Below are 11090 nucleotides of genomic sequence, written 5' to 3'. Positions count from 1 at the left end.
TTTCGCTGCCCGTCGGCGGGACGTATGGCAGCCCACCCGTACAACTCGGCAGCATAACGCTCCTCATGGCCTGACCTGGATCAGCGCATGGGTGCCGCCGGTGCGCCAGCGCTGCCCCTCGGCGGCGACCAGGGTCGCCTCGGTGTCCGCGTCGAGGCCGGTGATCACGTCGGACTTCAGGGTGCGCAAAGCCGCCACCCGGCCGGGGAAGTGGGCCGTGACGTCGGCGAAGGGGGTCGTCGGGGGCCACGTGCGGTCTCCGACCAGGCGGCGGTAGTTGAGGTCGCCCTTCACGACGGTCAGCGCGGCCCCGGTGAGCTCGGCGCGGAGGTCGTCGGGCATGTCCGCGTACGGCAGCGGGGCGCAGGAGAAGGGGTGGGCGCGGACCGTGAGGCGGCCGTCGGCCATGGCGGACCACAGCAGGCGTCCGTGCACGCCGGCCTGACCCGGTGCGGCCGCGAGCCGGCGCAGCGCGTCCACCACGTCGGCGGTCGTGGCGTCGGAGACGTAGTAGGGGTACGGCTTGACGTGCAGGACGGCCCGCTCGATGCGGCCGTGGGCGAGGAGGTGGGCGATGAGCAGCAGGTCGGGGATCAGTTCACGGCCCGCGTTGTCGGCGATCAGGTACAGCGTGCCCGCGCCGGTGAGGAACGACCAGAGGGTGTCGCTGTCGTCGGCGACCAGGCCCGGGGCGGCGGCCCGGGCCTCCGCGGCGGCGTCGGAGAGACGGAAGCCGAGGTCGGCGCGGTTGCCCCACAGCGAGCCGTGCAGCAGAGCCGTGGCCTGTTCGTCCTCGGGCCGGTCCGTGAGGTCGTCGAGGGCCGCCAGTTCGTCGTCGGTCTCCGGGGAGTGGAGCTCGGCGAGCTTGGAGGGACGGAAGGGGTCGATGCCCTGCCAGGCGCCGGGGCCGAAGTAGCCGACGGCGTCGAGGAGCCGACGGTAGAAGTGGCTTTCGGACCACAGCCAGGGCACGTCGAACCAGGAACGGCCGGCGTACGTGTCGATGCCCCAGGTCTTCCACCGGTCCCGGTCGTGCGCGTCGGCGGGGAGCGCTTCGATGACACCCTCGGCGCAGCTCGCGAGCAGTTCGTCGAGGGCACGGTGCTGCTCGGGACCGTACGGGAACGCCTCACGCACCTGACGGACGATGGCCGGATGCCGCTCCGCGAGCACACTGCGCGGGAAGGAACCGGGTGCGTTGCCGAGGATCACGGGCGACAGCGGAGAGTCGGGCATGCGCCTCACGCTACCGGGCGGCTCCGGCTTCTCCCGTCAGACCGCCCTCACCTCCCGCTCCAGCTGCGTGACCAGCGTCAGATAGCGGGCGCGGCGGGGTACCGGGACCAGGCCCCGGATCAGGAGGTGCCACATCTCGGCGAGTCTGCGGGGCTGACGGGTCACGGGTTCGAGGTGGCGGCTGACCACGCGGGTGCCGACGAAGGAGCAGACGAGGGAGTGGGCCGCGGCGTCGACGTCGGTGTCCGGGTGGAGGTCGGACTCACGGACCGCGCTGAGGAGTTTGCGGGAGGCGATGTCCAGCCACTCGGTGAAGGGGTGCCGCAGCGGGGCGCGCACCTCCACTCCCCCGGTGGCGAGGCGGAGGCCGGCCCGGGGGATCGGGTCCTCGACGGACAGGTGCGCGATGCCGAACGTGAGGCGCATCAGGGCTTCGAGTGAGGTGGAACTGCGGGCTTCCATCTCGTTCGCCAGTCCGCGCGAGGCATGGGACTGCAGCTCCATGATCGCGTGCGCCAGGTCTTCCTTCGCCGCGAAGTGGAAGTAGAGGGCACCCTTGGTGACTTGGGCGTGCTCGACGATGTCGCTCAGGCTGGTCGATTCGTAGCCGTGCCGGTCGAACAGGTCGGCTGCGGCCGTGATGATCGTCGCGCGGGTCTGCTCGGCGCGTAACTGCCTCGGCATCGACTGCACACTCCTGGTGGAAAAGAACGGTCTGCGCCGTTTGTTTCTTCCCCCGCCATACGATAACTCACCCCGCCGCACAGCCCCGACCGGTTTTTCCGATCAGGGGACGCGCCTCCTCTCCGTCGCCCCCTACGGCCTCTACCTCCGCCTTCGACGGGCCAACCCCCTGCGGAAGAGGAGGAGTCGACCCATTCGTCACGCGGTGTGGCGATGCGGTGACCGTCGTGTGGGCGTGCCGTCGGTGAGGGCGCCGCTCATCGGCGCGGTGACTCTCCCGGTGGTGTGACGGGCCGGCAGGTCCTCGTGGGTGCGGTGCGCCTGCTCCGGGCGGGTACTCGGCGGCCGGTGACCGGCCGCAACCGCCCCCGCAGGGGGAGTTCGAGCGGTTCCTTGCCTGCCCTACCGCTGGGAGTCCGCCTCCGGGGCGACTTCGCGCGCCGCCTCGGCCGCGGTCCGGGCATCGGCGAAGGCGCGCTCGCCGCGTGCCGGCGAGGTGTCCACCTGTCCCAGCAGACCGGGGACGGCGATGCTCGGCAGCACGAGGTCGTAGAGCAGCGAAACCCGCTCGGCGAAGTCGGCCATGTCCGTCGTGGCCTGGGACATCAACTGGATACCGGTGAACGCGGCGACCATCGTCTCGGCGGTTCTCACCGGATCCACGTGCGGCAGCACTTCACCCTTCTCCTTGGCGACGGCCAGCCGGTCGGCCGTCACCGCCGACCATTCCTGCCAGGGCCGGCCGAAGAAGCGCTGCGCGCTCTGGTCGGCCGCGAGCCGGGCGGCACCGCGAAGCAGTGGTTCGCGCGGCAGCCGGTAGGCCAGGATGAGGCCCATGTCGACGAACGACTGGACCTTGATCGGCTGTTCCGTGGGCAGTTCGGTCACGGCGTGTTCGAGCACACCGTGCGCCAGGTCCTCCTTGGACGGGAAGTGGAAGTACAGCGCTCCCTTGGTGACCTCGGCACGCTCAAGGATCTCCACGATGGTGGCCGATTCGTAACCCCGCTCGGCGAAGACCGCCGCCGCGGCCTCGAGTACCGCGTTGCGAGTCCGGATCGCGCGTTCCTGTCGTGCCATGCGTGGTCTCCTGCCGAGTGCCAAGATGTCTGGCAAACCCTGTTTCAAACCGGTTGGGCCGTATGATACGGCACGGTTGACGACCGTTACCAGCCATGGATCACGCGAAAACGCGCTGTTTCCCGGGTTTTCTCGAAGAAAACAACCGCGTGTCCCGTATGTGCGGCGTCAGCCCCGCACTGCCGGGTGGCGGCGGCGTCGTTCACGCCGCGCTCGCACGGGCGGGCCGGCCTGTGCTCCATCCGCACCGGCCGGCCCGCCTGTTGTCTGTCCGTCCTGCTGTCTGTCACGCCTGACGGCTCAGAAGGTGAGCTTCCAGCCGTTGAGCGTGCCCGTGTCCTGCGCCGCGGTGTCCTGGACGCGCAGCTTCCAGGTGCCGTTGGCCGTCTCCGAGGAGGCGTTCACGGTGTAGGTGGTGGCGACGTTGTCCGCGGAGTCCGAGGAGCTCGCGGCCTTCAGGCGGTATGCCGTGCCGTCCGGTGCGACCAGGTCGAGGACGAGGTCACCGCGGTAGGTGTGGGTGATGTCGACACCGACCGGGAGGGCGGAGGGGGCGCTGCCGCTGCGGCCGCTGACCGCGATGGAGGACTCGACCGCCGAGCCGTTGTCCGGGATGGCGACGGCGGTGGTGCTGGAGAAGGTCGTCCCCGTGCTCGTACCGCCGCTGACGGCCGCCACGGTCTTGGCCGCGTCCGCGAGACCGGCGCCGCAGCCGCCCGAGCAGGCGCCCGGCAGGGCACGGGCGTTGTTCTTGATGGCCGTCTCGATCTGCGCCGGGGTCAGCGCCGAGTTGGCCGACTTCAGCAGCGCGATCAGGCCCGCGATGTGCGGGGTGGCCATGCTGGTGCCCTGGTAGTAGGCGTACGACTCCGAGGACGGCGTGCTCGCACCGGAGTTGAGCGTGGACAGGATGCCGTTGGCGGTCCCGGTGCTGGTCTGGCCGCCGGGCGCCGAGATGTCCACGAGGGCGCCGTAGTTGGAGTACGAGGCCTTGGCGCCGGTGCGGTTGGTCGCGGCGACCGAGATCACGTTGTTGCAGTTGCCCGGCGAGTGCGCCGACACGTTGTCGTTCTCGTTGCCCGCGGCGACGGCGATGGTCGTACCGCGGTTCACCGCGGCGTTGATGGCGCTCTGGGTCGCGCTGGTGCACGCCCCGTCGCCGCCCAGGCTCATGTTGATGACCTTGGCGACGTTGGTGTTGGCGGGGACACCGGAGACGGTGCCGCCGGACGCCCAGGTGATGGCGTCGATGATGTCGGAGTCGTAGCCGCCGCACTTGCCGAGCACGCGCACCGGGGAGATCTTCGCGCCGTACGCGATGCCCGCGACACCCTTGCTGTTGTTCGTGACCGCGGCGATGGTGCCGGCGACGTGCGTGCCGTGCCAGGAGGAGCTGCTGGCCGGGATGCCCGAGCCGCACTCGTTGGCGGCGTAGTAGTCGCCCGGGTCGGCCGGGTTGCTGTCACGGCCGTTGCCGTCCACCGAGACGGCGGTGTCGGCGATGAAGTCGTAGCCGGCGACGATGTTCGCGGCGAGGTCGGTGTGGGCGACGTAGCCGGTGTCGATGACGGCGACGGTGACGCCGGTGCCGGTCGTGGTGTTCCAGGCGCCGGGCACGTTCATGCCGGCCGTGGACTCGAAGAGGTCCCACTGCTTGGCGTACTCGGTGTCGTTCGGGTCGGCCTTCGCGGTGTTCAGGCGGTCCGGTACGACGTAGGCGACCTGCGGGTCGGCCTCGAACTCGGCGACGACGTCGGCGACGTCGGCCCGGGTGAGGTCGGCGCCCAGGTCGACCAGGGCGGCTCCGGTGCCGAGGCGGCGCTGGAAGTCGAGGTCCTCGCCGGCCTCCTTGCCCTTGGCCGCGGCGTCGGCCTCGGCGGCCTTGTTCGACTTGGCCTCGGCGGCGCCGGACGTGTAGCCGACGATCAGGCGCTCGGCCGCCGTGCCGGGGGCGGCCTCGGTCAGCGCGGCCGGGACGGCCAACTCCTGGGAGGCGGGTTCCTGGGCGACGGCGACCGTGGTGGTGGCGGCCGTCAGGAGGGCGGCGGAGACCGCGGCGACGGATATCAGCTTCCGTCTGGAGGAGAGAGAGGTACGCAAGGGCTTGCCTTTCGTGGCCGTACTCGGGGCAGCGCGGAGTGGCGGTCGAATCGCTTCGTCGGTGAAGCGGCGGGGGGTGAAGCCGAGTGGGGGGTGAGGCTGAAGGGCGCGACGCTGAAGGGCGTGGCGCTGTGGGGGGTGACGCTGTGGGGGGAAGCGGACGCCGTGGGGCGGTGACGCTGTGGGGTGAGGCGAAAGGGCGCGCGGTGGCCGACCAGGCGCGGGGCCGGCCCGTTCGGGGTCACCTGTGGGGCGGCTGTGCCCGAACGATAGGCAAAGGAACGGTCACGGGGATACAGGGGAAACCCTTGATCCGGCCGGGAACCCACCCTCGACACCGGGCGGTTGACCGGGAACGGTCTGCTTTGCGCCGGTTGGCGGCCCCGTGAACGCGCCGGGCCCGTTGCCCGTACTCCTGGGGAGCACACCGTTCACCGCACGCGAGCAGTTCGATCCCGTTCAGGCCGAGGAGACGTTCCGGATGTCCCGGACCACCGCACACCGCACCGCCGCCCTGGCGGCCTCCCTCACGAGCTCGCTGCTGCTGGGCGTGTGGGCGGCGGCGCCCGCGCAGGCGCACGGTGCCCCGACCGATCCGGTCAGCCGGGTCTTCGCCTGCTCCCCCGACGGCGGCAGCGCGTCCGGGTCGGCAGCCTGCCGGGCGGCCGTCGCCGCCAACGGCACGTCCTTCACGGCGTGGGACAACCTGCGCGTCGCGAACGTGAACGGCCGGGACCGGCAGACCATCCCCGACGGCGAGCTGTGCAGCGGCGGCCTGCCCGCCTACCAGGGCCTGGACCTCGCCCGCTCCGACTGGCCCTCGACCCGGATGACCCCCGGGGCGACGCTGACCATGCGGTACGTCTCGACCATCCCGCACACCGGCACCTTCCGGCTCTATCTGACGAAGCCGGGCTACGACCCGGCAAAGCCGCTGACCTGGTCCGACCTGCCGGAGCGGCCGTTCGCGCAAGTGACGGACCCGGCACTGACGGACGGCGCGTACCGGTTCAGGGCGACGCTTCCGGCCGACCGGACGGGACGGCAGGTGCTGTTCACGATCTGGCAGAACAGCAGCACGCCGGACACGTACTACTCCTGCTCGGACGTGGTGTTCCCCGCGGCGAAGAGCGCGGGGGCCGCGGCGAGTTCCCCGTCGCCCACGGCGGACCGCGGCGACGCGGACCGGGACCGTACGAGCGCGACTGCCTCGGTGACCCCGACGCCCGCCAAGAAGAGCACCCCGCAGGCCGCCCCGCCCGCTACGGCGAGCCGGACGGCCGGCACCGACGCCGCGGCCGGCGCCGCCCCCGACAGCACGCCGGTGGCGGCCACCGGGGACTCCGGCTCCGGCCCGTCCGCGCCGACACTGGCGGGCGGCGCCGCCGCGATGCTGGTGCTCGTCGGGGGCGCCGCCCTGGCGCTGCGTCTGCGTCGACGCTGAGCACCGTGTCTGCTTTTCCGGTGCTGGACTCCTCTGTCCCCAACCCTCTTGCTACGAGGGTCAGTTGACGTATACCAGGGCGTCCCCGTCGGTCACCGGGGCGTACTTCGCGGTGAAGTAGCCGTTGGCGAAGCAGAGCGAGGAGCCGGACGTCTTCGTGAACTGCTGGTTGACGAAGGCGATGCTGTTGTCGGCGTTGTCGGCCGTGCCGACCAGGGCGGGCGTCTGGTAGACGCAGTTGATGCTGCCCAGCAGGGTGCGCAGCACGACCGTGGTCTGGATGGCGGAGCCGCTCGCCGCGGTGACCGTGACGGTTCCGTCGGAGGTCACGGAGGTGGTGTACGGCAGGTTGTTGACCGTGATGCTGGTGACGCCGAGCACGCCGATGACGTTGGCGGTGCAGGAGCCGCTGGCGAAGGTGTGCGCGTCGAGGGACTCGGTGGCCGTGCCGGGCGCGGCCGGGTTGTCGGTGACGGTGGCGGTGAACTGCGAGGACGTGCACGAGATGCCGCTGGTGCCGGTCGCGCTGGAGTAGAGCGTGGCCGCGGTGCCGGTGGCCAGCGGCGCGGTGAGAACGTCGCCGACCGCGGCGGCGGTGCCGCCGAGGCCGCCGGTGGTGAGGACCGCGCCGTCGGCCGCCGCGGCGGGCGAGAGAGCGGGGAGGGTGAAGGCGGCGACGGCGGCGGTGAGGGCGAGGAGGGATCGCGTACGCATGCGGGTGCCTCTTTCTGGGGGTGGGGGCAAGGGCGACCGGCACGGCCCAGGGAGAAGCGGCCGTGCGGGTGCCTTGGAGGGGACGTGCTCGTACCGGGTCGGACTCGGGGTCGAGCGCGGGGATGCACTCGGGTTGCACTCGGAGGTGCACGCGGGCAGTGAAGTGCCCTACTGGACAGAACGTCCGGGAAGCGGCTGGATCCGGCGCCACGGATCTGGGGGAAGCCAGGGAGAGTTGTAGACCCGCCGATCCGCCAACGTCAAGGATTTGTACGGGAGTTGGCACTGCGGAACACAGGCGGCACACAATCACCACACTTTTCTCGCAACATGCTTGACCCCCTGATGTAACCCCCGGTAACTTCCTCGACGGCTACTGACGCGTAACCAGAGAAAGCCCTTGCATCCGCCGGGAGTCGCGAGGGACGTGCGCCCAGTTCCGCTGTCCGCGCCAGGACAACGTGTGCCACTGAACCCCAACCGCATTGACTATGCCCACGGGAGCAGAACCATGGCCTCGTCCTCTCCAGCAGTCCCCGAAGCCTCACCAGCGGTCCCCGAAGCCTCCGAACCCCCCGCGAGACGCGGGCGGGTCCGGGCCAGACGGGCCGCGATCATGGCCGTACCGGCCGCCGCGGTCGCCGCAGGGCTCGCGATCCTGACGGCCGAAGGGGCGCTGGGCGTGCAGTTCGCCATCTCCGGCATGCCCTTCACGGTCACCGCCACCGAACTCAACGGCACCGGATTCGAGCAGTTCGGCGGCCTGGACCAGATGGCACCGGGCAGCCCCAACGAGGGCGACACCGGCGGCCAGGTGCTGGTCATCACGTCCGCGATCAAGAAGGCGACGCTCACGAAGCTGTGCCAGAGCGTCGACCTGGGCGGCACCAACCTGCTCATCACCGCCGGAGGCGGGAAGGACAAGGTCGAGGCGACCGACCTGACCACCGACTCGACCGAGCTGTCCGGCGACGCCTCCTTCGAGAACATCGAGATCGGCAATGACGCCAGCACCCTCACCAAGGCCGGCGTGAAGGGCCCGATCGGTGTGTTCAGCCAACAGGCCGACACCGTGCGCATCGCCAATCTGCGGCAGACCAACTACGCCACCACGGCCGCGGTCTTCAAGCTGCCGGGCCTGAAGCTCGGCTTCAGCAGCAAGGGCTGCTGATGTCGGAGCGGCCACGTCAGGGCATGCGGTCCGCCTTCCGGCGCTGGCGGGCCGTCCGTCCGTTCTGGGGCGGGCTGCTGCTCGCCCTGGGCGGAGCGGAGATCCTGCTCACCGTGAAGGCGTCGCTCGAGGTCATGCTGCACGCCGGCGCACAGGCTCTGGCGGGCTACCTCCTGCCGGCCCTGATGCTGGTGCTCGGGCTGCTGATCCTCTTCAACCCCGTGCAGCGGCTCTTCTACGCGATCACCGGTGTCCTGCTGTCCCTGGGCACCTGGGCCACCTCGAACCTGGGCGGCTTCTTCATCGGCCTCCTGCTGGGCGTCGTGGGCAGCTGCCTGACCTTCGGCTGGCTTCCCGACCAGGAGCCGCGCCCAAGTCGACGGCAGCGGCGCCGCGAGAGGGGCGAGACGAAGGCGGTCCAGCAGGCCGCGTAGGCACCGGACCGGAGGAACCCCCTCTCCCTGCTCAACTGTGTGTGATTAGAAGCGAGTTGAGTATGGGAAGGGAGGTGCATGGAGCGAGACATCGACACCGGGAGCGCGCACTCCGCGCGGATCTACGACTACATCATCGGCGGCAAGGACCACTACCCGGCGGACCGCGAGGCAGGCGACGCCATGTGCCGGGAGTGGCCCGCGCTGCCGGTCCACATGCGGGCCAACCGCGACTTCATGAACCGGGCGGTGCGGCATCTGGCCGAGGAGGCGGGGATACGCCAGTTCCTCGACGTCGGCACGGGCATCCCGACCTCCCCCAACATCCACGAGATCGCCCAGTCGGTGTCCCCGGACGCCCGGGTCGTCTACGTCGACAACGACCCCCTCGTCCTCGCGCTCTCCCAGGACCTGCTGAACGGCACGCCCGCCGGGAGGACGGCGTACGTCGAGGCGGACATGCGGGACCCGGCGAGCATCCTGGACGCCGCCGAACTGCGCGCGACCCTCGACCTGACGCGGCCGGTGGCCCTGACGGTCATCGCGATCGTCCACTTCATGATGGACGAGGACGACGCCGTGGGCATCGTCCGCCGCCTCCTCGACCCGCTGCCCTCCGGGAGTTTCCTGGCGATGTCCATCGGCACCGCCGAGTTCGCACCGGACGAGGTGGGCCGCGTCGCCCGGGAGTACGCGGCGCGGGGCATGCCGATGCGGCTGCGCACCTTCGCCGAGGCCGAGGAGTTCTTCACGGGACTGGAACTCGTCGAACCGGGGATCGTCCAGGTCCACAAGTGGCGTCCGGACGGCACTGGCACCGGCACCGGCACCGGCACTGGCACCGAGGTGATCCGGGACGAGGACATCGCGATGTACGGGGTGGTGGCGCGCAAGCCGTGACTGGGGCGCCGCGGCGCCTTCGGATGCGTTGCCCGGGGGGCGGCGGGTGCCCGTCCCGCCACCTCGCGGGCACCGCCGTCGGCCCTCCCGCCAGCGGCGGGACCATCACGATGCGGCACCGACAACTCACTGCGAGCGGTCGATCACTTGACTACCGGCGGTCACACACGGTTGGCTCCGAGCCAGTGAAAGTTCAACCGGCCGGCGCACCTGCGATTCGGCCTCACTTTCGTGTTCCACTTGCTCGGCCGCACAGCGAGGTGCTCCCTCATGAACAATCCTCCCCCACCTCAGGCCTCCTCCGCTCCCGTCCGTGGGGCCGCGGTGGCCGCCGCGGTCTGTCTGCTCCTCGCCGGCTGTTCCGGTTCCGGCGGTGCCCGGCTCGACGCGGACGCCAACGCGGCGGGCAAGGCGGGCTCCGGCCGGCTCAAGGTCGCCCTGATCACCCACGGCGGCAAGGGGGACGACTTCTGGGAGCTGGTGCAGAAGGGCGCCCGGGTCGCGGCCGCCAAGGACGGCATCGAGCTGACGTACGCGAACGACTCCGACCCCGACGGGCAGGCGGAGCTGGTGCGGGACGCGATCCGCGACAAGGTCGACGGCATCGCGGTGACCCTGGCCAAACCGCAGGCGATGAAGGGGCCGGTCGCCGAGGCCAAGGCGGCGGGCATCCCCGTGGTCGGTCTCAACTCCGGCATCGACGCCTGGCGGTCCGCCGGCCTGCTGCAGTACTTCGGCCAGGACGAGGGCGTCGCGGGCCGGGCCGTCGGGGACAAGCTGGACGGCCTCAAGGCCGCACACGCCCTGTGCGTCATCCACGAACGCGGCAACGTCGCCCTGGAGGCGCGCTGCGCCGGCGTGAAGAAGACGTTCACCGGCGAGACCGAGATGCTCTACGTCGACGGCACCGACATGGCCGCGGTGAACGCCTCCATCACGGCCAGACTCCGCCAGGATCCCAGCATCGACGAAGTCGTCACGATGGGCGCGCAGTTCGCGCTGGCCGCGGTCGAGTCGGTGAAGACGGCGGGCAACGGCGCCCGGGTCGCCACCTTCGACCTCGACAAGGACCTGGTCAAGGCCGTGCGGGACGGGGACGTACAGTTCGCGGTGGACCAGCAGCCGTATCTGCAGGGCTACCTCGCTGTGGACTCCGTGTGGCTGTACAAGACCAACGGCAACCTGAGTGGCGGTGGTGTGGCTCCCGTACTGACCGGTCCGGCCTTCGTCACCAAAACGAACGTCGCCTCGGTCGCGCGGTTCGCCGCGGCCGGAACCCGCTGACCGGACCGGGCGACCGCAGGCCTCGGCCGCTCACCCCTCCCCC

General features: G+C 70.8%; 10 protein-coding genes. 5 read left to right on the top strand and 5 right to left on the bottom strand.

Features of this window, described 5'->3' with window-relative positions:
* Positions 1-63: 63 nt before the first annotated feature.
* The 4 genes from KUM49_RS11675 to KUM49_RS11660 form a co-directional block, all read right to left on the bottom strand.
* Positions 64-1236, bottom strand: a complete 1173-nt coding sequence (locus tag KUM49_RS11675) for a damage-control phosphatase ARMT1 family protein (protein ID WP_217236693.1) — start codon at positions 1234-1236, stop codon at positions 64-66.
* 36 nt (positions 1237-1272) lie between these two features.
* On the bottom strand, positions 1273-1920 hold the full coding sequence (locus KUM49_RS11670; RefSeq protein WP_217236692.1) for a ScbR family autoregulator-binding transcription factor: 648 nt from the start codon (positions 1918-1920) through the stop codon (positions 1273-1275).
* A gap of 402 nt (positions 1921-2322) precedes the next feature.
* On the bottom strand, positions 2323-3000 hold the full coding sequence (locus tag KUM49_RS11665) for a ScbR family autoregulator-binding transcription factor (RefSeq protein WP_217236691.1): 678 nt from the start codon (positions 2998-3000) through the stop codon (positions 2323-2325).
* Between the two features lie 300 nt (positions 3001-3300).
* On the bottom strand, positions 3301-5100 hold the full coding sequence (locus KUM49_RS11660) for a S8 family serine peptidase (RefSeq protein ID WP_217236690.1): 1800 nt from the start codon (positions 5098-5100) through the stop codon (positions 3301-3303).
* A 481-nt stretch (positions 5101-5581) separates the two neighbouring features.
* On the opposite strand from KUM49_RS11660, the gene KUM49_RS11655 reads away from it, so the two are divergent.
* Positions 5582-6544 carry a lytic polysaccharide monooxygenase gene (locus tag KUM49_RS11655; RefSeq protein ID WP_217236689.1) on the top strand — a complete coding sequence of 321 codons (963 nt, stop codon included), beginning with the start codon at positions 5582-5584 and terminating at the stop codon, positions 6542-6544.
* A gap of 60 nt (positions 6545-6604) precedes the next feature.
* On the opposite strand, the gene KUM49_RS11650 is transcribed toward KUM49_RS11655, so the two are convergent.
* On the bottom strand, positions 6605-7258 hold the full coding sequence (locus tag KUM49_RS11650) for a Tat pathway signal sequence domain protein (RefSeq protein WP_217236688.1): 654 nt from the start codon (positions 7256-7258) through the stop codon (positions 6605-6607).
* A 511-nt stretch (positions 7259-7769) separates the two neighbouring features.
* Here KUM49_RS11650 and KUM49_RS11645 point away from each other — a divergent pair.
* The 4 genes from KUM49_RS11645 (at position 7770) to KUM49_RS11630 (ending at position 11047) form a co-directional block, all read left to right on the top strand.
* Positions 7770-8429 (top strand): DUF6230 family protein, encoded by a 660-nt coding sequence (locus KUM49_RS11645; RefSeq protein ID WP_217236687.1) that lies wholly within the window; start codon positions 7770-7772, stop codon positions 8427-8429.
* The gene (locus KUM49_RS11640; RefSeq protein ID WP_217236686.1) at positions 8429-8863 is read left to right on the top strand and encodes a DUF6114 domain-containing protein; all 435 of its coding nucleotides are present in this window, start codon (positions 8429-8431) and stop codon (positions 8861-8863) included. Before KUM49_RS11645 ends, KUM49_RS11640 begins: the two co-directional genes overlap by 1 nt.
* Positions 8864-8941: 78 nt before the next feature.
* Positions 8942-9763 (top strand): SAM-dependent methyltransferase, encoded by an 822-nt coding sequence (locus KUM49_RS11635; RefSeq protein ID WP_217236685.1) that lies wholly within the window; start codon positions 8942-8944, stop codon positions 9761-9763.
* 270 nt (positions 9764-10033) lie between these two features.
* The gene (locus KUM49_RS11630) at positions 10034-11047 is read left to right on the top strand and encodes a substrate-binding domain-containing protein (RefSeq protein ID WP_217236684.1); all 1014 of its coding nucleotides are present in this window, start codon (positions 10034-10036) and stop codon (positions 11045-11047) included.
* Positions 11048-11090 lie beyond the last annotated feature (43 nt).

Source organism: Streptomyces sp. AC555_RSS877 (genome assembly GCF_019049245.1).
GTDB lineage: Bacteria > Actinomycetota > Actinomycetes > Streptomycetales > Streptomycetaceae > Streptomyces.
The sequence above is the reverse complement of the archived record's forward strand: the minus strand, read 5'-3'. Positions and strand labels throughout refer to the sequence as shown.